At 52.9% G+C, this 22,500-nt stretch carries 17 protein-coding genes; 11 read left to right on the top strand and 6 right to left on the bottom strand.

Annotated elements, in window-relative coordinates:
• Positions 1-168: 168 nt before the first annotated feature.
• Entirely contained in the window at positions 169-2,478 is a 2,310-nt protein-coding gene (locus FCN45_RS21575) for an FdhF/YdeP family oxidoreductase (RefSeq protein ID WP_137387216.1), read from the top strand.
• A 179-nt stretch (positions 2,479-2,657) separates the two neighbouring features.
• On the opposite strand, the gene FCN45_RS21580 is transcribed toward FCN45_RS21575, so the two are convergent.
• Positions 2,658-4,067, bottom strand: coding sequence for an amidase (locus FCN45_RS21580; protein ID WP_137387217.1), 1,410 nt, complete (start codon positions 4,065-4,067; stop codon positions 2,658-2,660).
• A 131-nt stretch (positions 4,068-4,198) separates the two neighbouring features.
• Here FCN45_RS21580 and FCN45_RS21585 point away from each other — a divergent pair, with 131 nt between their 5' ends.
• The 6 genes from FCN45_RS21585 (at position 4,199) to FCN45_RS21610 (ending at position 11,596) form a co-directional block, all read left to right on the top strand.
• Positions 4,199-4,762, top strand: a complete 564-nt coding sequence (locus FCN45_RS21585) for a TetR/AcrR family transcriptional regulator (protein WP_137387218.1) — start codon at positions 4,199-4,201, stop codon at positions 4,760-4,762.
• Between the two features lie 368 nt (positions 4,763-5,130).
• Entirely contained in the window at positions 5,131-5,793 is a 663-nt protein-coding gene (locus FCN45_RS21590; RefSeq protein ID WP_137387219.1) for a glutathione S-transferase, read from the top strand.
• 606 nt (positions 5,794-6,399) lie between these two features.
• Positions 6,400-7,653, top strand: coding sequence for a sensor domain-containing diguanylate cyclase (locus FCN45_RS21595; RefSeq protein WP_137387220.1), 1,254 nt, complete (start codon positions 6,400-6,402; stop codon positions 7,651-7,653).
• 548 nt (positions 7,654-8,201) lie between these two features.
• Entirely contained in the window at positions 8,202-9,746 is a 1,545-nt protein-coding gene (locus FCN45_RS21600) for a methyl-accepting chemotaxis protein (RefSeq protein ID WP_110866706.1), read from the top strand.
• A gap of 268 nt (positions 9,747-10,014) precedes the next feature.
• Positions 10,015-10,281: a hypothetical protein gene (locus FCN45_RS21605; RefSeq protein ID WP_137387221.1), complete on the top strand. Its 267-nt coding sequence runs from the start codon at positions 10,015-10,017 to the stop codon at positions 10,279-10,281.
• 145 nt (positions 10,282-10,426) lie between these two features.
• On the top strand, positions 10,427-11,596 hold the full coding sequence (locus FCN45_RS21610) for an ROK family transcriptional regulator (protein ID WP_137387222.1): 1,170 nt from the start codon (positions 10,427-10,429) through the stop codon (positions 11,594-11,596).
• 8 nt (positions 11,597-11,604) lie between these two features.
• Here FCN45_RS21610 and FCN45_RS21615 read toward each other — a convergent pair whose 3' ends face one another.
• On the bottom strand, positions 11,605-13,032 hold the full coding sequence (locus FCN45_RS21615) for an amino acid permease (RefSeq protein ID WP_137387223.1): 1,428 nt from the start codon (positions 13,030-13,032) through the stop codon (positions 11,605-11,607).
• 492 nt (positions 13,033-13,524) lie between these two features.
• On the opposite strand from FCN45_RS21615, the gene FCN45_RS21620 reads away from it, so the two are divergent.
• Positions 13,525-14,799, top strand: a complete 1,275-nt coding sequence (locus FCN45_RS21620) for a Glu/Leu/Phe/Val dehydrogenase (protein ID WP_110866711.1) — start codon at positions 13,525-13,527, stop codon at positions 14,797-14,799.
• A 75-nt stretch (positions 14,800-14,874) separates the two neighbouring features.
• Here the strand turns inward: FCN45_RS21620 and FCN45_RS21625 are convergent, their stop codons facing one another.
• Entirely contained in the window at positions 14,875-15,165 is a 291-nt protein-coding gene (locus FCN45_RS21625; RefSeq protein WP_101761060.1) for a hypothetical protein, read from the bottom strand.
• Positions 15,166-15,527: 362 nt separating this feature from the next.
• Between FCN45_RS21625 and FCN45_RS21630 the strand changes: the two genes are divergently transcribed.
• Positions 15,528-15,740 carry a hypothetical protein gene (locus FCN45_RS21630; RefSeq protein WP_137387224.1) on the top strand — a complete coding sequence of 71 codons (213 nt, stop codon included), beginning with the start codon at positions 15,528-15,530 and terminating at the stop codon, positions 15,738-15,740.
• Between the two features lie 81 nt (positions 15,741-15,821).
• Positions 15,822-16,259, top strand: a complete 438-nt coding sequence (locus tag FCN45_RS23780; RefSeq protein ID WP_246862569.1) for a tautomerase family protein — start codon at positions 15,822-15,824, stop codon at positions 16,257-16,259.
• A 109-nt stretch (positions 16,260-16,368) separates the two neighbouring features.
• Here the strand turns inward: FCN45_RS23780 and FCN45_RS21645 are convergent, their stop codons facing one another.
• From FCN45_RS21645 to FCN45_RS21655, 3 genes are read right to left on the bottom strand one after another with little or no spacing between them, the layout of a single operon-like run.
• Positions 16,369-18,171 (bottom strand): ABC transporter ATP-binding protein, encoded by a 1,803-nt coding sequence (locus FCN45_RS21645; protein ID WP_101761058.1) that lies wholly within the window; start codon positions 18,169-18,171, stop codon positions 16,369-16,371.
• On the bottom strand, positions 18,168-19,610 hold the full coding sequence (locus FCN45_RS21650; protein ID WP_137387226.1) for a M81 family metallopeptidase: 1,443 nt from the start codon (positions 19,608-19,610) through the stop codon (positions 18,168-18,170). Before FCN45_RS21650 ends, FCN45_RS21645 begins: the two co-directional genes overlap by 4 nt.
• Before the next feature lie 11 nt (positions 19,611-19,621).
• Complete coding sequence (locus FCN45_RS21655; protein WP_137387227.1) at positions 19,622-20,755, bottom strand: ROK family transcriptional regulator; 1,134 nt, start codon at positions 20,753-20,755, stop codon at positions 19,622-19,624.
• Between the two features lie 201 nt (positions 20,756-20,956).
• Here FCN45_RS21655 and FCN45_RS21660 point away from each other — a divergent pair, with 201 nt between their 5' ends.
• Positions 20,957-22,492, top strand: a complete 1,536-nt coding sequence (locus tag FCN45_RS21660; protein ID WP_137387228.1) for an ABC transporter substrate-binding protein — start codon at positions 20,957-20,959, stop codon at positions 22,490-22,492.
• The last annotated feature ends 8 nt before the right edge of the window (positions 22,493-22,500 follow it).

Consider the following 22,500-nt stretch of genomic DNA (forward strand, 5'->3'; position numbering starts at 1 on the left):
ACCAGCGTGGGAGATCTGTTTTTTTTTGCTACCTTCAAACTATCCATAACACCAGTGGATGAAGGGATATTCAGGCTCAGGTAACACCTGCACATATCGCTGTTACGTTAAGCAACCTCCACAGGGGGCTGCAGCATCATAAATTACATTCACGTGAGCCGAATTTGTATGAGCAAAAAAAATCATCGCACAGTACCAGGCGTACACCCCTATGATGGCCCGGCAGGCGGCTGGGGAGCACTTAAGGCAACCGCAATAGCCGTTAAAAACCAAATGGATACCTTAAAAGCGCCGCCTACGCTGATGCGCACTAATCAGCCCGATGGGTTTGATTGCCCCGGATGTGCCTGGCCGGATAAGGATCATGGTTCAACCTTCCAGTTCTGTGAAAATGGCGCTAAGGCGGTCACATGGGAAGCAACCACCAAGCGCGTTACGCCGGCATTTCTTGCCGAAAACACTATTACGTCGCTGCTACAGCGTTCCGATTATGAGCTGGAGGGATACGGCAGGTTAACCACGCCGCTGCGCTATGATGCAGCAAGCGACACCTTCATCGAAGTGAGCTGGGAAGAGGCTTTTACGCGTATTGCTAATAAGTTAGCTGCACTGCCGCCAGATGAGGTTGAGTTCTATACCTCCGGTCGCGCATCAAACGAGGCGGCCTATTTGTTCCAGCTTTTTGCCCGGGAGTATGGCACTAACAATTTTCCTGATTGTTCAAATATGTGCCACGAGGCAACCAGCGTAGGTTTGCCTCAGTCGATTGGGATCGGTAAGGGCACCGTATCACTGGACGATTTCGATAGCGCAGAGCTTATTCTCTCAATGGGTCATAATCCAGGAACCAATCATCCGCGCATGATGGGAACGCTGCACGAGCTGGCGCGCCGTAACGTACCGATTATCGTGTTTAATCCGCTGCGCGAACGCGCGCTTGAGCGTTTTGCCGACCCGCAGAATGTCATGGAGATGGCAACCAACAGCTCAATCGATATCGCGTCAACGTATTATTTGGTCCGTGCCGGTGGTGATTCGGCTGCGCTTAAAGGTATCGCCAAAGCGGTGCTGGCGATTGAGGCTGAAACCGGTACGGCACTGGATCATGCCTTTATCCGCGAGCACACAGAAGGGTTTGAGCGCTTCGCGGCGGACATCGAAGCCACATCCTGGGCATTAATCGAGCAAGACTCAGGCCTGAAGCAGGCAGATCTCAGGCGCGTCGCTGAAGCTTACGTCAAATCGAATGCCACTATCCTGACGTATGGTATGGGCATTACACAGCACAACCGCGGTACGGATAATGTGCGCCTGTTGGTCAATCTGCTGCTAATGCGAGGCAATATAGGTAAACCCGGCGCAGGCGTTTGTCCGTTACGAGGCCACTCCAACGTGCAGGGTAACCGTACTGTGGGGATCACTGAGAAACCGTCGTCCGATTTTCTCAATAAGCTGGAAAACGTGTTTGGATTTACACCACCGTCGCATCATGGTCATGATGCGGTGCAGGCGATGAAAGCGATAGTCGATAAGCAGGCGAAGGCGCTCATTTGCCTCGGAGGAAATTTTGCCGTGGCGCTGCCCGATTCAGACGTGACCTTTCCGGCGATGCGTGAACTTGAACTCAGTGTTCACATCGCGACCAAGTTGAACCGCACTCATCTTCTGACCGGGAAAGAGACACTACTGCTGCCGTGCCTTGGCCGCACCGAACTGGATGAGCAGTCTGGCAATCGCCAGTCGATCACTGTTGAAGATTCTATGTCGATGGTGCACGCCTCTTCCGGAAAGTTGAAGCCAGCGTCGCCGCTGCTGCGTTCTGAACCGGCCATTGTTGCCGGGATGGCCAGCGCGGCTCTGCCGAGAACGCGGGTTAACTGGAATGAGTTGGTAGCCGATTACGATCTCATCCGCGACCTGATCGAAAAAACCATACCCGGATTCAATGATTACAATGCCCGCATTCGCCAACCCGGTGGTTTTCAGATGCCACTGCCGCCGCGGGATCGCATCTGGCCGACCCCGAGCGGTAAAGCGATGTTTTCGCTTTATCAAGGCACGCATGAAGACTTGACGGTGCCGGGCGACGACGTGCTACGTCTGATTACACTTCGCAGTCACGATCAATACAACACGACGATTTACGCCATGGATGATCGCTACCGCGGAGTATTCGGCCGCCGTGATGTCCTGTTTATGTGTGACTTTGATCTGGAACGTCTGGGGCTTGAGCACGGGGATGTTGTGGATCTGGAGTCAGCAGTGCCGGGATACCGTATGCGTCTGGAATCCATGACGGTGATTCGCTATGCCATCTCACAAGGATCGATTGGAGCCTATTATCCGGAGGCTAACGTCCTGATCCCGCTGGATTACATCGACAAGGAGAGCGGTACGCCATCGTATAAATCTGCGCCGGTACGTATCACGCTGCGGTCACGCGACGTTGTCACTCCGCAGGCTGTTGAATCCCATTAAAGTGAAAATGAGGCAGGCTTGCCTGCCTTCTGATTGCTACAACCGCGGCAAAAGGGGCGCCAGTTTGCAATGTCTTGAGGTCTGCTATGAGTGAATATCGGACATGCTGATCAATCTCGCTATTGCACACTGAGCAACTATTTCACATGCCCCACAGTTATCGTGGGGCATGGCCATATTCACAGTGACGGATGAGAACCTTTAACGGGGCTCACTGCTTCGAGCAGAGAAGCAATATGGAGAATAACGTGTTCATCATGCCATTTACCTACAATCTGCACGTTGATGGGCAACCCCTCACGACTCTTACCGAACGGCAGCGCGATCCCCGGCAGGCCGGTTACGTTCAGTGGAACCGTGGCGCCCTGCAGATAGGTGGCATCGACGCTCTGACCGTCGATAACAAACCTGTCTGCGCCGTGTTTGTGGGCCGGGATGGGGAGTACGTGCATAATAAGCGCGTCGTAACGTGAAAAGTATTCCGCAAATCCATCACGCAACCTTTCGGCGGCCTGCTCCGCATCAATGAAGTCCGACATCGGCGTATCAGGCAGTGACAGCATGGTTTTTGCCATTTTATAGATTTCATCGGGGCGGCGACCGGCCGTTGCCGCTGCAAAAGCCGGCTTCATCTCCATAACGTGCAGACGGTTGAAGACGTCCAGCGCAAAATCCTGCTCCAGCGCGGGAATGCCGACGTGCTCCACCACAACGCCAGGCTCTTTCAGCGCATCCGCTGCCGCCTTAACTACCGCTGCGACTTCCGGATCAACCGGACCGAAGCCCGGGCCTGTCATCCAGCCAATTCGTAAAGGACGTGACGGCACCGTCGGCAGACCGCCGGAATGCAGTGGAGCGGCGCTGGAGAACGCATCATGGCCATCAGGTCCGGAAAGCTGAGAGAAGGCCAGCGCAATATCGCGTACCGAGCGGGCCATTGGGCCGACATGCCAGAAGCGACGCGGCGCGCGCGGCCAGATGCCTGTCATGGGCACGCTTCCGTGGGTGGCTTTCATTGAGGTGATGCCTGTCTGCGCGGCGGGTCCACGCACTGAAATGGCCAGGTCCGTTCCCAGCCCCAGCGGGGACATGCCTGCGGCTATTGCAGCAGATTCGCCGCCACTTGAGCCGCCGGGCGTGCGGGTCAGGTCCCAGGGATTGTTAGAGCGGCCGGACAGCAGATTGTCGCTTTCAATCCAGTATGAAAATTCCGGCAGGTTGGTTTTTGCCAGCACGATCCCGCCCGCTTTTTTAAGGCGCGCCACGCTGGTCGCGTCTGCATCCGGCAGGCGACCTTTGAAGATGGGTGAACCACGCTGAGTCAGCACGCCGGCAGTATCGATGGAATCCTTTACGGTGAAGGGAACGCCGTGAAGGGGGCCAAGTTTTTCACCCTTCATCACGGCGGCCTCTGCCGCTTCGGCCTGTTTCAGTGCGTCTTCTGAGAGCGTGACTATCGCGTTGACGTCCGGGTTGGTGGCTGCGATGCGATCGAGATGCGCCTGCATCACTTCAACCGGCGAAACGTCGCGGTTACGTATCATGGTGGCCAGGTCGGTAGCGTCTGAATAATAAATTTCGTTGCTCATGATAAACCCTCGATTTGATAAACTAACTAACTAACGGTTGGTAGGTGAAATCTAGACCTGTTAAATCAGGCTGTCAATACCTACCTAACAAATGTTAGAATTGATACCTCAGCTACCGGAGAAGAGAAATTATGAGCAAAACATCCCGTGACGAAATTCTTAACGCAGCCCGGCTGGCGGCGCAGGCGCACGGCTACACCGGCCTGAACATACGCGGACTGGCCGACGAGGTGGGAATTAAGGCTGCCAGCGTTTACTACCACTTCCCCAGCAAGGCCGAGCTGGGTGCAGCGGTAGCCCGGCGTTACTGGGAGGACACCGCACGTGACCTTGAAATGATGAGGGAAAGTGAAGGTGATGCGCTGAAAAGTCTGCGCCGCTACCCACAGATATTTCGCCGATCTCTCGAGAGCGGGAACCGGCTCTGTATGGGGAGCTTTATGTCGGCTGAGTACGATGATCTGCCGCAACCGGTCAGGGATGAGGTGCAAAAGTTTGCTGACATCAACATCGGCTGGCTGGCAGGGCAGCTGCATGAGGCCGGTATTGCCGAGCCAGGAGAGAGCAGAGTCCGTGCCGGCTCCATTTTTTCTGCCGTTGCCGGCGCGCAGCTGATGGCCAGAAGCCGTAACAATATTCAGCTGTTTGATGAGCTCATTGAGGGCTACAGGCTTGCGGGTCTGCTACCGCAGTAAAAACCAGGCGGTCGTCCGCTTCAGCTGGCGCTGCCTGAACCTCTTTCAGAAAATCCATACGAGCGCGCTGCGGTCTGGCATAAAACGGCTGGCCCCCCTCTGCCGCACAGGCGGGCAAGTTAACTCAGGCGCCTCACCGGGCATACTCGCGGCTTGTCGTGCTATCGCAACAACAGTACTCCTCCTGAACTGAACCCCTTAATCGAATCAGGGGCGTCCCGGAAAGATCGATAAAAAAAACTAACAATCGTAAGGTAGGTATTGACAGTCACCCGAAACTGCCTCAATCTTAGCTGCATAACTACCTACCGTTAGTTAGTTTTTATTGCTTTGACCTGAACTCAATCACACAAAGGAATTATCCGCTGATGAAAATTTACGACTGGTATGACGGCCCTTATCCCGCACGCGTTCGCATTGCACTTGCGGAGAAAGGACTGCTTTCTGATACAGAGTTTGTGCCTGTTAACTTATGGACGGGCGAACACAAGAAAAACGAATTTCTTGCCATCAACTACTCTGGCACGCTTCCCGTTCTGGAGCTTGATGACGGTACGCTCATCGCAGAGTGTACGGCCATCACGCAGTATCTGGACACTCTGAGTGCACCACGTTCTCTGACGGGCACCACTCCGGTGGAACAGGGCGTCATCCATATGATGACCAAGCGCGCTGAAATTGAGTTCCTTGATGCAGTGAGCGTGTATTTCCATCACGCCACTCCGGGTTTAGGCCCTGAGGTTGAACTCTATCAGAACCCTGAGTGGGGCAACCGGATGCGGGACAAGGCGGTCCGCGGGATGCATTATTTTGACCGCGTTCTGCAGAAACAACCTTATGTAGCCGGTGAGAACTTCTCAATGGCGGATATAGCGGTAATCGGAGGGATGATTTTCTCTGCGTTAGTGAACCTGCAGGTACCTTCAGAGTGCGCCGCGTTACGCGAATGGTATGAGCGCATGCAGGCAAGGCCGTCCTTCCAGCAGTGGAAGGCGCTGGTAGAAGAGGAGCGCTTACGCAGAAAGGTGTGATTATTCTGCCGGGCAAGTCCGTTTAATCCTCCACACCATCGGTGTGCAGTGGCTGGAACAGGACCGACTAAAATGTCACGGTAACTAAAAAACCGTCCTAAACCACGTCACTGTGCACCGATTATGTCCGCTCTTGGCACAAAGCCGACATGCACACTGCACGATCCACTTTAACCACGAAGCAGGTCATGTGTTTACAGCTCTGAGAGCGATGAGAAGAAAGCAAAGTGTGATGACTCAATACTCACCTATATTTGCCCGACTGAAGACGGAGCGGTGAATATTGCCTATGCATTTTCAGTCGCGCCCAAGCGTATGGCATGAACATCAGATGTCGCTGGATAATACCTGCTCGGTAAAAAGCACGAAGCGAAACGCCGTGTCGAGATCGGCGATGTTTAATGCGGGTCACTAAAGATCCTGAACTCATCAGCCGATAAAAAGAGATCAGCTCTTGCGGCCCTAAGATGCCTCATAACAGGCTCTGGCAGTGCTGCGATGGAAAGCATGACGTTATCATTATCAGGCACTTTTTTAGCACCTGATGGGTTTTAGCAGCAGAAATAAATGTGTTCAGCATCATCGGCAAACAACGGAATCACCAGCATGAATATCGCGATCAAACCTACACTTTCTGCCGTTTGGTCGACGGATGCACATGGCATTTGCATTGCCAGCCAGGAAAGCCCTGAAGGCTTATTGCCACTACTTAAAGGCATAACGCTTTGTGAGTGGCTAAGCCTCGCGCTGGTAGAGGAAGATGCAAAAATCGCGATGCAGCTGACAGCGGCATTAGAGTTTAAGACGCCTTTTAATATAGAAGTGCCGATCAAGTGTCTGGATGGAACGATGCGCCATGTGATTGTTTCAGGTCTGCCGGCATGCCAACCAGGTGATTCTCATTCACAGTTTAGCGGCTTCGTTTTAGATGTTACCGGACAGCGCAAAGCCCTTCAGGACGCGCTGCGCACGGCGACAGAATATCGTTTGTTGATTGAAAACAGTACTGATCTGATCGCCCACTGTGATGCGGATGGCCGGTACGTTTCGATCTCTCCTTCGTATAGCGAAATGATAGGCTGGTCAGCCGATGAAATGGTGGGCCAGCTGGTGGTGGACTTCCTGCATATCGACGATCAAAAGCCTGCTGCGGCAGTTCTGGCAAATATCTTCAACGGTGCTGAGTTACCAGACGTCGTCGAGGTGCGTAAAAGGCATCGTAACGGTCACTACATTACACTTGGCACTAAGGCCTGCGGCGTAAGCGATCCCTCTACAGGTAAAAATATCGGAGCAGTGCTGGTTTCGCGTGACATCACCCGTGATAAAGAAAAGATGTTGATGCTTGAGCTGCTCGCGACCCGCGACACCTTAACCGGACTGCCAAACCGAGCCTGGATCAACGACAAAGTGCAATCCATGCTTACGCACGTAGAAGATCCTGCGTATACGACTGTCCTGTTTATCGATCTGAATGGATTCAAAGCAGTTAACGATTCGATGGGGCACGCAATAGGGGATATGTTGCTGCAGCAGGTAAGCGAACGGCTACAAAGTTGCATGCGCCAGGGCGACTCGTTAGCACGCCAGGGAGGAGACGAGTTTGTCGTGGCAGCAAAGTGCAGTAGTCATGATGCTGCAGCCGCTATTGCACTGCGCCTCATAGACGGCCTGAAAGATCCTTTTGCTATCAATGGCGTGGAAGTAAAGATCGGCGCATCGATTGGCATCAGCCTGGCACGATTTGGGACAAAAACGGTAAAAACCTTATTTGAAAATGCCGATACAGCGATGTATCAGGCTAAAGCACGACGTGATGGATCATATCAATTTTTCCAACCTGATACGCTGCCAATGTGAGATTAAGCAAGCCCGTTTCACATGCTCTCTTCGGCGCTCAACTTCTTTTCCATTTAGCATGATCTTCAAGTATGTGATGAAGTTGGCCAGAGGAGGGCATGCCGGTCGCCGTTACCACGGTTAGGGCAAAATAGACCAGACTTTCAGCATGATTATGGCGTTTGCTGGTATTACAGGAAGCTGTCGTTTCCTTTTCAATCCAATCTGAGTAATGGTAAGAGCGTAACATGAGTTAAATTTTCTCGAAGTAAGCGTGTTTTTAAAACACGCTTCGTTTTTAAAATAATGTAACTAAAAAAATAAAAATATTTTCCCTAAAATAAAGGTTAATTTAAATTGAGTTATTTACGGAGTTAAATTAATCCAAAGCATTTAAAAATGCCAAATTTAACTTAAGTAATCCGTGATAACTCAAGCAGTTCTTATATTTTCCGTGCGTGATGAATTTGAGTGAAGCCCTTATTAATTTGTCGCGCAGGCAGGGTTAATTTCACTGTCTATAATTCCTCTTCTTCGGCAAAGCATCTTGAACTTTTAGAGAATTATAAATGAAAATATCTACACGTCTGGCTGCGGGTTTCAGTCTGCTCATTATTCTTTTCGTATTGTGCACGGGGATTGCTCTGAACGCATTATGGCAGGCGCGGGATGGGATGGAAGATACGGTCAATAACAAGATGAAGCGCTTTACGCTGGTTCAGGATATGCGGGGAATTGCTCGAGATATGGCCATTGCCGTTCGCAACCTGGCTTTACTGAGCGATCCCGTAGAAATGCAGCCTGAATGGCAAAGATTAATCTCGCAGCAGAAAAATTATATTGAGAAGCGCCGTGAGCTGGTGGATAGCATGAGGATCAATGTTTCCTCTCACGGGAAGGAGGCTCTTGAAAAAGTTGTTGCCTCTGAGAGCGCCGCGATGGAGACATTAATGATCGCAGGGCAGATGGGACTCGATAACCGTCAGCAGGAAGCAACGGTTTACCTCATGAAAACGGCGCGACCGGCGCAACAGGCATTAATGGGATCGCTGGATGCGCTAACAAACATCGAAATGACACTCAGCAAGGATACGATGGCTGAGAACAGTGCATCCACGACACGTACAGCGTTTATTTTATTAATAATGGCGGCGCTCTCGGTGATTATTTCTGTGGTGACCGGTTATTTAATCGTACGTGTACTGATGCGTCAGCTAGGCGGCGAGCCCGCCCAGGCACAGGCACTGGCGGCAGCCATCGCCGCGGGGAATCTGACAACCTCAATAACCTTGCGCCGTAACGATAAACACAGCCTACTGGCATCGTTAGATCGTATGCAGGAGAGTTTACGTGGACTGGTATCACAAATTAAAGACTCGGCTGGATCCGTTGCTTTAGCCGCTGATGAGATATCAAAAGGCAACACTGAACTTTCATCGCGTACTGAACAGCAGGCCGCTGCGCTTCAGGAAACGGCCGCGAGTATGGAGCAACTCACGGCAACGGTGAAAAGTAATACTGCAGGTGCACAGCAGACGGCACAAGTTGCACGTGGGACAGCAGAGCTGGCGCGAGCTGGTGAGGCGGATGTGCAGAAAATGTCGGATACGATGAACGAGATTTCTCTCAGCGCGACAAAAGTGAGGGATATTACTTCCGTCATTGAAAGCATTGCCTTCCAGACCAATATTCTTGCACTCAATGCCGCCGTTGAAGCTGCTCGCGCCGGTGAAGAAGGAAGGGGATTTGCCGTGGTTGCCGGTGAAGTCAGAACGTTAGCACAACGAAGTGCGACTGCTGCACGGGATATCAAACAACTCATTGAGCAGGCCGTAGGGCAGGTGGAAAGTGGTGTGAACGTGGCGACTGGAACCGGGCAGAGCATCATGAAAATCGTCAGCATGGTAGGTGAACTCGCGGATGCGATGGACGAGATATCTCTGGCTTCTTCTGAACAAATGCAGGGAATTTCACAGGTCAGCATTGCCGTCAGCCAAATGGATGGCGTAACACAGAACAATGCTGCATTGGTTGAAGAGTCCTCCTCTGCGTCGCAAGAGCTTTCTGCTCAGGCACATGCGTTACGAGGCATGGTTGAAGCGTTCCAGGTTTAATATTTTCATTTACATTGGGGCTCTTATTTAATCTGGGCCCCGCATTGTTTGAATTCTTTTCGTTCGACTCCGTGTGAAAACAGCCTTAGGCAAGCTTACTCTGTGGCTCTTCGCGCGTTGACTAATGCCTTGCTGCATCTTCAAGTCATAATTATATTTGGGCGAAATTTTTACCTAAGTTGCTTTGGGCACTGACCGGACTTACATACGCGGTCGTACCGGTTCCGATAAGTTATTTTAGACTTCAATTTTGTCCTCGGAGGATCTCATGCCGGAATACTGTTTTTTTAAAAAGGGTAACCACATCACCGCGCTGGAAAGAAGGGATATTGCAGGAGCTTCCGACCTTACAGAAAAGGGCTTTGAAAAGCAGTTTGAAGAATTAAATGCCGCGAATGTAAAGCGCGCGCTGGCCAGATTTATAGACATCCGTAAGGAAGAGCAGACGACAACTCATTCATTCGTAACAGGCGCGGTTTTCGCATCGTTGTTAATTGGCCTGGTAGCCGTGTCAGGTTGGTTTTTTATCAAATAACCGTTGGGATGGTCACCAAGAGTTAAAATTATCGACATCCCTGCCTCAACCATTCACCTGCCCGAAAGGGTTGTAAAATGTGTGTGCGATCAGAGATATTGATGCGGCTATTCGCAGCGCAGGTGACGAAAGGGAAGGGAGCAAGGTGAAAACGTCGGGAACCAATCTGGAACACGCACGGGCGCACAATCGCCGCGTGATCATTGAAGCCATTCGCCTGCACGGCGAATTGACCCGCGCCGAGCTGGCTCGTCTCACCGCCCTGACGCCGCAAACCGTGTCGAATATTGTGGCGGAGCTGGAGCAGGCCGAACTGCTCACCAGCCGCGCGCCGCGCAAACAAGGACGCGGGCAACCGGCAATTCCGGTGACGCTTAATCCCGCCAGCGCCTTTTCGATCGGCATCCATCTTGATCACCAAACGCTGCTGATTGTGCTGGTGGATCTCACCGGCGAAATTCATTTTCGCCGCCTGATTCTGGTACAAAAGCCCCAGCCGGATGCCACATTAGCGCGCATCGCCGACGTGCTCAGCGAAATTAAAACGCAGCTGGGCGATCGCTGGCAGAAAGTGCTGGGCATTGGCGTGGTGATGCCCGGTCCGTTTGGTGTTGAGGGCATCTCTTCAATGGGGCCGACCACGCTGCACGGCTGGGAACAGGTGGATATCGAAGCCAAACTCGCCGCGATGAGCGGCGTGCCGGTGACGTTGGAAAACGATGCCACGGTGGCAGCAATTGGTGAGCGCTTTCATGGCGTCGCGCGTCAGCTCAATTCGTTTGTCTATCTCTACATCGGCACCGGTTTAGGCGCGGGCATCATCATGGATGGCCACGTCTATAGCGGCCATGCGCATAACGCCGGCGAAGTCGGGCATGTGGTGGTGGAGCCGGGCGGACGCGAATGTTACTGCGGCAATCACGGCTGTTTAGAACGCTATGTTTCACTGCAGGCGGCGTACGAGTTTTGCGGGCTCGATCCGATGACCGCTTTGCCGGAAGATTTGCTGGAAGTCGATCCGGCGCTGTTCGATAAATGGATCGATAGCGTGTTAACGCCGCTGCGTCAGGCGATTAACCTGCTGGAATGCATCTTCGATGCCGAGAGCGTGATAATCGGCGGCATGATGCCTGCGGTGCTGCTGGATAAAATCATGCGTCGCCTGCCGCCGCTCTATCAGTCAGTGCGCGGTCGCTACCTCACCGGAACACGCGTAAAGATCGGTATGACCGGCAGCGATACCGCCGCGCTGGGTGCCGCCGCGCTGCCGATTTTCGACGAGTTCAATCCACAGTTTAACGTGTTGATGAAGTAGCGGCCTAATCATGCCGCTACCTTCACTGCCGTTTTCCGCTTCTCCTTCATCTTCCAGCAAAGCCACAGCGCAATGAACCACACCGGCGAAGCGGCTAGCGCGGCGAGCGTGTCGGAATCAAATATCATGATCACTACCGAAAACAGGAAGAACATCAGCGTCGCCCACGCCATCATCCTGCCGCCGGGCATCTTAAATTTGGATTTTTGATGCAGATCCGGACGCTGCCGGCGGTACACCAGATAAGAGACCAGAATCATACCCCAGCAATAGATCACCAGAATGGCGGCCAGCGTCGAAACGATGGTGAACAGTGTTGTCACATTCGGCACCAGGAACAGCAGCAAGGTGCCGCTCAGCATGCAGAAGCAGGAGAACAGCAGGCTGCGCAGCGGGATACGCGTGGTACGTGAAAGAATACGAAACTGCCAGTGGGCATGCTTCTCGACGGACAAGCCGTATAACATGCGGGTGCTGGAGTAGACGCCGCTATTGGCGGAAGACATCGCCGAGGTGAGTGCGACGAAATTAATGATCGCTGCCGCCGCAGGCAAGCCGGCTTTGGCAAACAGCGTCACGAACGGGCTGGTATCCGGCGATACCCCTTGCCAGGACGTCACCGCGATGATCACCATCATCGAGAGCATGTAGAAAATCACGATTCGCAGCGGCAGGGAGTTGATCGCGCGCGGCAAAATTTTCTCGGGGTCGCGCGTCTCTGCCGTCATGGTGCCGAGCAGCTCAATGCCGGTGTAAGAGAAAATCGCGATCTGGAAACCAGCCAGAAAACCGGTGATGCCATGCGGCATGAACACCGCAGGATCGGTGAGGTTGTGCACCGAGGCTTTAACGCCATCCGGCGAGGTCCAGCCGGTAAATACCATCCATCCGCCGGTGATGATCAGCGCGATGATGGTGATCACTTTGATCAGCGCAAACCAGAATTCAGCTTCACCAAAAGCCTTCACCGACAACATGTTAAACAGACACAAAATACCGAGGGTAAATAACGCGGGTATCCACGCCGACATTTCCGGGAACCAATACTGCATATACGCGCCGCATACCACCACATCGGCGATGCAGGTCACCACCCAACTTAGCCAGTACGACCAACCGAGAAAGAAGCTGGCTTTGGGGCCGAGATAATCACTGACAAAATCGGCAAAAGAGCGATAGTCGAGCCGGCTAAGCAGCACTTCCCCCATTGCCCGCATCACCATATAGCTAAAAAAACCCACTAATAGGTAGATGATTAATATCGAGGTTCCGGCTACCGCAATATTGCGTCCCGCGCCCATAAACAGCCCGGTACCGATCGATCCGCCCAGCGCGATCATCTGAATATGGCGTTCGCTCAGCCCTCGCTGCAGTTTTTGCGGGGCGTCGTGAGCCCGAGCAGGCTGAATCTGCCCTTGTGTAGGTTTGTTAGACACAATGATTCCTTCAGTCTGGCGAAAAGACGCATGACGATGCCTGCCCGCAAGCATCAATGGCAAATATGGGTTGAACCTTAAAGAGGCACGTTTAAATAGATGAAAGAAAAGCGAAATTAATAAAACGCTAATTCATGATGGAGGTTTCCAGCTGGGTTTTACTCATCGTGGTGGCGAGTGTTAACAAAGTCAATGCGGAAAAATAACAGTTTATTCACTTTTTGATGACCATCAAAGAACTGAAAAATAGGGATAAAATCAAAATTTATGCAATTAAGTGCATAATTAATGCATGGATATGCGCCATATGTGGCTCTTTTTTAATGCTTAGTTATTCATTTATTCAGGCATTTTTGTGTCGAAAAAGTTAAACCCCTCTTATTTGGCCTGACCCGCTTGTCTGAAAAGGTGTTAAATTACTTTCCGTCTAGTGCAATGCATTACCTTTCCACGTCTTTTCAATATAAATAACTCTGAACCTACAGGCTTCTCATGGAAAAGTTATCTTACGCTTCTGAAAGCAGTACATCTCCCTGGACTACCTACCTGAGCCAAATTGACCGTGTTGCGCCTCATCTTGGTGAATTGTCTCGCTGGATAGAAACCCTGCGTCACCCCAAAAGAGCACTGATTGTCGACATCCCGGTGCAGATGGATGACGGCTCGATTCGCCACTTCGAAGGCTATCGCGTACAGCACAATCTCTCACGCGGGCCGGGCAAAGGGGGCGTGCGTTACCATCCTGCTGTCGACCTGAATGAAGTGATGGCGCTATCCGCCTGGATGACCATCAAGTGTGCGGCGGTTAACCTGCCTTATGGCGGCGCCAAAGGCGGCATCCGTGTCGATCCGCACTCGCTGTCTGAAGGTGAACTGGAGCGATTAACCCGCCGCTACACCAGTGAAATCGGCTTGATTATTGGCCCGCAGAAAGATATTCCCGCACCCGATGTCGGCACCAATGGCAAAGTGATGGCGTGGATGATGGATACCTACTCCATGAATCACGGCACCACCATCACCGGTGTGGTCACCGGTAAACCGATCCATCTTGGCGGCTCGTTAGGGCGTGAGAAAGCGACGGGGCGTGGCGTATTTATTACCGGTCGGGAAGTGGCACAACGCTCCAATATCACCATTGAAGGCGCACGCGTGGCGCTGCAGGGCTTTGGTAATGTCGGTAGCGAAGCCGCGCGTCTGTTCGCCGAAGCCGGTGCGCGTGTGGTGGTGATTCAGGATCACACCGCAACCTTACTCAATGAAGGCGGTATTGACTTAGCCGCGTTGACTGCATGGCAGATCGAACATAAACAGATTGCTGGCTTCCCTGGCGCGCGAGAGATCGACAGAGAGCAGTTCTGGACCACCGCCATGGATATTCTGATCCCGGCGGCGCTGGAAGGACAAATTACCCGCGAGCGCGCAGAAGTTATTAGTGCCAAACTGGTATTGGAAGGGGCAAACGGCCCAACTTATCCGGATGCAGATGATATGCTCGCGAGTCGCGGCGTGCAGGTGGTGCCAGACGTAATCTGTAACGCTGGCGGGGTAACGGTGAGTTACTTCGAATGGGTGCAGGATATGGCGAGTTTCTTCTGGAGCGAAGATGAGATTAACCAGCGTATGGACCGCATCATGACCGAAGCCATGGTTCACGTTTGGGACAAGGCCGCCGAAAAGCGCTGCTCGCTGCGCACTGCCGCTTATATCGTTGCCTGCGAACGTATTTTACTGGCACGTAAAGATCGCGGTATTTATCCGGGCTAATTAATTATATTTTAAGTTTATTTAAATTAAAGGATAAACGCCTTCGTAGTGGGCAGAGGGCGTTTATCTTCGCTATTAAGCGAGGTTTACGCCGCGTAAACCTGACCAGCACCTTGCGGCGGATTGAGTAATCATCACCGAAGGATCCTCACTGAACTCGCTCACCAAAGTCACCACCCGGTCGGTTAAACTCCTTATATTCTCGCTGCCTACATAAACGTATTCATTGGTGGGTAACACATAAGTGTAGCCTTTCTCGCACACCAAGCTACGCGCGAAACCATTCTCAAGCATCGCATAGAGCAATTCAATTTGCGCGCCAGCGGTGGGTTCTTTCAATTCGATACGGATAGTATAACTGAGCATGATATTATCTCCGGTGGTTTAATTTAAGTTTACTTAAGTTTAATTGACCAGAAATGAATTTCATTTTTTTAAGATAAATCTTAGCGCGAATTTATAAGTGATGACCGCCGTTAACAGTAAATACTGGCCCTATTAAGCGCAGCGACAAAAAGGGTTAAATAATAGTTATTAAATTACTCTTTTATTACGTTCGGCTTAAATAAGTTTATTTTTAATTAAAGACAGCCGACTCCACGAAGACTATAATTATTTTATGGCCCATTTTGGGCTGATTACTAAAAAGTGTACAAATAGTATCCGCAACGGGCGATTTTAAAGATTTTTATTAATTAGTATTTATCTCTGCCCATGAGGAGTAGCGGATGAACTTAAGCATCACGGATTTTTATGTCTTTAGTCAGGCAGATACAGAAGGGTGCTGCAATCTACACCGCGATAGTTGCCGCCTGGCTCCTGCCTATGATAATCGTGTGTTCATGGGATCATTTTATTCTCCTGACCATGCCTGGCAATATTTCCACACGCATTATCCCAACAGCCGAGCGGTATATTGCTTGTTATGCATGAAAGAATAATGTGTGAAAAACCTTCTGCCTGAAAAATAGCGGCAGAAGGTTGTATTTAACTTTAACGAGCAGGACAGAAACTGGCCAGCAATGGATGTTTTACCCGCTAGCACAACGCATCTAAGCCGTTCCAACCTCACTGTGATGAATATAGCCTGCCACCGCACGCCGCGTAAGCTGCGCCAGCATCTGCTGCGCACCATCTGCTGCATTGTGCTGACACAGTGCGATGCCCATATTTCCCGCCGCGGGCAGCAACGCATTCAGGTGATTGAATCGCTGGCGGCGCCGCGCTTTATCTACGATCGCCATTATCTCAGCGGTGGTCGTAGCGATCGCTATGTTTTGCTGAACATCGTGGCAGGCAAACCGCGCAGCGCGGAACAGAAGCGGGCAACCTATCGGGTGTTGAGTGAACGGCTGCAACAGCGGCTCAATCTCGATCCCAATGATTTAATGATCATCATCCAGCAAACCCAGCCCGAAGACTGGAGTTTTAGCGGCGGGAAGATGTTGGATTTGGGATGATAGTTTAGAGCCGCACAAATCGTAGCGGCGCGATATATCGCGCATTGGTGCATAAACTTCATGCGTAATAAATCGCGCCGCTACAGCGTGTACGCTTTGTAAAAAGCAGTCATTCCATTACCCAATGCCCCTCACTCACCTCACGATAACGTCGCGCTTCGGGCACAAATCCCAATGCACGCACCGGGCTTTTCAGCTCGCTGATGTCAATCTGGCGCTTCACATGACGTCGCGCCGGATCGGGCACCGGCACCGACGACAGTAATTTGCGCGTGTAATCATGCTGCGGATTTTCAAATATTGCCGCGCGCGGGCCGATCTCGACGATTTCACCCAGCAGCATCACCGCCACGCGATGACTGATGCGCTCAACCACCGCCATATCGTGGGAAATAAACAGATACGACAAGCCGAGGCTCTGTTGCAGGTCGAGCAGCAAATTGATGATTTGCGCTTTCACCGTGACATCCAGCGCCGACACCGATTCATCGGCGATGATCATTTTCGGATCGAGCATCAGCGCGCGAGCGATGCAGATACGCTGGCGCTGGCCGCCGGAAAATTCGTGCGGATAGCGTTTCATCATGTCAGCGGATAACCCGACGCGCTCCATCAGCGAGGCGGCTTTCGTGCGCGCCTCGGTTTTGCTGCCTAAACGATGTTGCAGAAAAGGCTCGGTCAGCGCTTCCAGCACCGACATGCGCGGATTGAGGCTGGCAAACGGATCCTGAAAAATCATCTGCATGGCGCGGCGCAAAGTGCGCAGCTCATGAACAGAAAGATTCAGTACGTCGTAACCATCAAAGGCCACTTCACCCGCGTCGGGTGTGACGAGGCGCGTCAGTGAACGTCCGGTGGTGGATTTTCCACAGCCCGATTCACCAACCAGCGACAAGGTTTCGCCCGGCATTAGATCAAATGAGATGTTCTCCACCGCATGTACCGCGCCGGTTTTGCGGCTGAATACGCCTTCGTGGATGCTGAAGCGGGTGCTGAGATTTTTAACCGACAGCAGCGGCTGCTGCGATGTCGATACAGCGTTGGTCTCAGATGCGTCGCGCTGGTCAAAGGAAAACTTACGCGGTCCAGTAATGCCGCGCATCGCACCAAGCTGCGGCACGGTCGCAATCAGCGTGCGGGTGTAATCCGCAGCGGGCGCGGAAAAAATCGCGGCGGTGGTGCCGGTTTCCATCACATCGCCTTGATACATCACCAGCGTGCGATCCGACACCTCTGCCACCACGCCCATATCGTGGGTGATAAACAGCACCGCCGTGCCTTCCTCTTCCTGCAACGTCTTGATCAGGTCAAGAATCTGCCCCTGAATGGTGACGTCCAGCGCAGTGGTCGGTTCATCGGCAATCAGCAGTTTTGGCCGCAGCGCCAGCGCCATCGCAATCATCACGCGCTGGCGCATGCCGCCGGAAAAGTGGTGCGGATAATCATTGAAGCGTTTCGCCGCGTTGGGAATACGCACTTTCTCCAGCAGCCGAATGGTCTCTTCACGCGCGACGCGTTTACTGATTTTGCGGTGATTGATCAGCGCTTCAGCAATTTGATTGCCGATGGTGAACGACGGATTCAGGCTGGTCATCGGCTCCTGAAAAATCATCGCCACCGCATTGCCGCGAATGTCACGCATGGCGGATTCGCTCAGCGTCAGCAGATCGACGCCGTTCAGCAGCACTTTGCCGCTGACGCGCGCGTGGCGCATGTTGAGTAAGCGCATGATCGCCATCGAGGTGACGCTTTTCCCCGAACCGGATTCACCGACAATCGCCAGCGTTTCACCGGCATTAACGGTGAGCGACAGGTTCTTTACCACCTCGCGCCAGTGATCCTCAACGCGAAAGGCGACGGTCAGATTTTCGATGCGCAGCACCGGTTCGACTGCTGAAGCGGGCGCGTTCATTTCGCTGCCATAAAGCGTGCCGATAAGTGGCTAACCGGCAGATAAGTGAAATCGGTATCGAACGGATAGGCGGGCTGCAATTTGCGCTTGCGAGTTAAGCGTTCCACATATTGATCAACCACGCCTTCCGACAGCGCCATCAGGTTGGGATTGGCCAGGGGTGCCAGCTCCGGCGACAGATAACCGGACTTCACTACCACGATTTTGGCCGCTGCGGGATCGAGGCCGAGCAGGGCGAAATCCGCCAGGTTGTGATAAGGACGGCGACGGTCGGCCACCACCAGCGTAATGCCGCCGGTTTGCAGCAGCGCCTGTTTCGCCAGCGAACGCGCATCATCGCTGAGATGTTTCACCACAAATTCGGCCTGCACTTTGCCGCCGGCCGGATCGAGTGATGCGCCGACATTCAGCGTTAAGCTTGCGCCAACGCCAGCAGCAAAGGCCGCGTCAGTGGCCGGTTTATCGGTGATACCAGCCACGATCACCTGCTGCGCACCCTGGCGAATCAGTTCCGCCAACACATCCGCGCGATCGCCGACGCCACCGCCGGTGGGATTATCCCCAGAATCAGCCAGAATCACCGGCGCAGTTTCGCTGGCGATGGCCATGCTGACGCACTCTTCAATGCTGCCGGTGACGCAGCCAAAACTGAATTCATCGCGCGCCTGCCAGTAAGCCAGCGCCAGTTTAGCCGCCTGTTCCGCCAGCACATCGGCATCGGTGCCGGTCATGATCGCGGCGGCGGTAGCGCGCGGTTCATCGGCCCAGACGTAACCGACCATCAGCGACGCATCCCAGATATGCTCCAGCTGGTTTATCGCGGGCAAACGGGCATACAAACTTTTGGCGGGTTCATCTTCGGTGCTGGTGCGTTCACCGGGTAACACCACCGGAATCGGCGCCCACACCACGCCGGGTTTGACGCCGGTTTGCAGGCTTTTCACCAGCATCGATACCGAGCGGCGCATGGTCTCTTCCACATCAATGTGCGGCGCAGTGCGATAGGTCGAGAACATATCGATGGCATCGATGATGCATTGCGTAACGTTGCCGTGCAGATCGTAGCTGACGGTGATCGGGCACTCCGCGCCGACCAGCTCGCGCGTGGCGCTGATCCAGTCGCCTTCGGCATCTTCCATACCTTCAACATAAACCGCACCGTGCATCGCGAGATAAACGCCATCCACCGGCAAATGTGCCGCGAGGCGCGTCAGGAAATCCTGCTTAAAATCGTCGTAGGTGACGCGCGCCACCGGACCACCGGCGATGGCGCGCGCGTGGAAGGTCGGCAGAAACTCGGCATCATAATCCTGCAAAAAGGCGAAATAAGGATTGGTGGTCAGTTCATCCCCGCGCACGATGCGGAAGTCGTCGGCATAATTCAGCACCGGATTATAAGTACTGCACTCAGTATGAATGCCACCAAAAGCAATGCGCATAGCAGCCTCCGCTAGTCGGGTAAGTGAATGATAAAACGATACGCCGCCACACTGGCTGCGGCTCTGGCCCAGCTCTCTTCGTTGATCACCATGCTGGCGATCGGTGTTTTGCCGATAATCGACGGCAGCACATGGCTGTCGATGGCCTGCATCACCACGGTTTTAAGCAATCCATCAAACGCATTGGGCTGATGCGCAATCACAATCAACTCGGGATCGTTCATCTGGATAATATTGGCGATGGATAAGCCCAGCGCATGACCGGCCTGATGCAAAATGGCAATCGCCGCGCTGTTACCTTTCACCGCCAGCGCTTCCAGTTCGGTAATCGATTCACACTCCAGCGCTTTATCACGCACGCTTTCGCGGATGGCGGTTAACGAGGCCAGCGTATCGAGGCAGCCGCGTTTGCCGCAGCGGCAGGGACGTCCGCCGGGCTCGATGGTGCAGTGGGCGATTTCACCGGCAGCGCCGTGTGCGCCCCGATGTAGTTGGCCCTGAAAGAAATGCGCCGATCCAATGCCGTCACCGTGCGAGATCAGGGTGAAGTTGCGCGTCTTTTTTGCCACGCCGAAAATCTTCTCGCTCACCGCCAGCGCTTTGGCATCGTTCTCTAACGACACTTCCAGCCCGGTTTGCTGTTTTAGCAGTTCCGCCAGCGGCACGTTCTTCCAGCCCAGCAGCGCCGACTGCACGCAAATCGCCTGATGTTCATCGACAAAGCCGGAAAGCGTCACGCCCAGACCAATCAGCTGATCCTGCGTAATTGATTTCTGCGCAATCAGGTCCGGGATCGCCGCCGCAATGGTTTTTGCCAGCTGCGGTGGATCGAGATTCAACGGCATCTGGGTGGCGGCCAGCGTGCGGCCGTGCATATCAATCAGCACTAATACCACGCGTTCGTCCAGCAGCGAGGCACCAAGAAAATAGGCGCTGTCGGCACGCATTTTTAATAACACCGATGGGCGACCCTGGCCGCTGGATTCCGGAATACTCTCTTCCAGCAATCCGGCCTGCAGCATCTCTTTCACCAGCGTGCTAATTGCGGCTTTGCTTAATTTCATTTTTTCCGCAAGCACGGTGCGGCTCATGCCATGCGACGCAATAAGTAAGCGCAGAATTTGTTGCTGGTGGGCATTGAGCATTAAGGTTCTCACAGCGTTAGCACTATGCGCTGACAATAATAAGGACAGAAAACAAATACAACGCTATTTAGTTAAATTTCTGAATGTAGATCTGATTATAAGTAAATTATATGAACCAACCTATTGGCTTTTGTTTAGTGAGTGTGGCTTATATAGCGTGGATATTTCACCGATCGTTTCAATGATTCATTGAGGGCCTTCATGGAAAGCATAAATAAGCATTTCAAGGTACTGACGCTGGCTGGCTGTTTACTGGCGTCGATGGCGAGCGCCTCCGTTTTTGCCAGCCAGCTGGTGATCATGCAGAACGAACCACCGCGCAGCATGGATCCTGGCAACCAAACCGCGACCTTTACCGGCACGGTGCTGGACCCAATGTACGAAGGCCTGACGCGTCTCGGTGATGACGGCAAAATCATTCCGGCACTGGCATTATCCTGGACATCCGATGACAGCGGACTTAACTGGACCTTTACCCTACGGCCCAATGTGAAATTCCACGACGGCACGTCCTTTAATGCCGATGCGGTAGTGGAAAACTTCCAGCGTCATTTAAATACGCAGCGCGGTTTAGCGGGTAGTGGGAAAATTCGCACCTTTATTCAGGACGTGAAGAAAAAAGACGATCTTACCGTCACGTTTCAGCTGAAAAAAATTAATCCGGCTTTTTTAACTGTTTTAGCCTCCGGCCCGGGTTTAATGGTGAGCCCAAAAGCGGACAAGGCGGGCAGTATTAACAATAAAGCCGACGGCACCGGGCCTTATAAACTGGTGCAGTACAAATCCGGGGAATATGTACTTGAACAAAAGAATCCCGATTATTGGGGGAAATCTTCCGGGCCGGATGAAATTAAATGGACGTGGAGCAGCGAGCCTTCAGTGATGAATATGGCGCTGCAATCGGGTCAGGTTGATATTATTAACCCGGTGCCGCCGCAGTTTGCCGGCATGTTAAAAAACAACGCCAACGTAAATCTTAAACAGTCGCCGGGCGCGGCGGTGTTCTGGGTCGATCTCAATACCCAAAGCAAAGCGCTGAGCGATGTGCGCGTGCGTCAGGCGCTGAATTTCGCCACCGACCAGCAGGCGCTGGTGAAAGCCATCATGTTTGGTTATGCGCAACCGGCAAACTCTGCGTTGGCACCGGTCGATCCCAACTACGACAAAAGCTTGCATGACTATCCGTACGATCTGCAAAAAGCCAAAGATTTGCTGAAAGCGGCGGGCTACGCCGACGGTTTCCCGATGTCGATTGCGGTGCAGGCGCCGGATACGCGTACCGCACAAGTGCTGCAGGGCATGTGGGGCAAAATCGGCGTGAAACTTAACGTGCGCCAGATGGAGAGCGGCGTGTGGACCAAAGCGGCATTTGCTGATGGCAAAGAGAAAGCCGCGCAGGGCACCGATGCGGTGCTGGCGTCCTGGTCTTCCGGTTTATATGGCTCGGATCTGCAGCTCCGTCCGCTGTATCACACCAGCAGCTTTGCGCCGGGCGGGGCCAATCTGGGCTTCTTCAGCGACAAGCAAACCGATGATCTGATCGATACCGCCGCATCCACACTCGACGATGCCAAACGCAAAGATCTCTACTTCCAGGCGCAAAAACAGATCAGCGGATTAGCGCCGCAGGTGCTGCTGTTCTATCAGGACGATCTCTATGCCGCACGTAAAAATATCAGCGGCGTGGTTATGCAACCGGGCGGACAAATCGTCGTGCGCGACGCAGTGAAGCAATAACCTCATGG

It is taken from the genome of Pantoea sp. SO10, from assembly GCF_005281435.1.
In the GTDB taxonomy this organism is placed as follows: domain Bacteria; phylum Pseudomonadota; class Gammaproteobacteria; order Enterobacterales; family Enterobacteriaceae; genus Pantoea; species Pantoea leporis.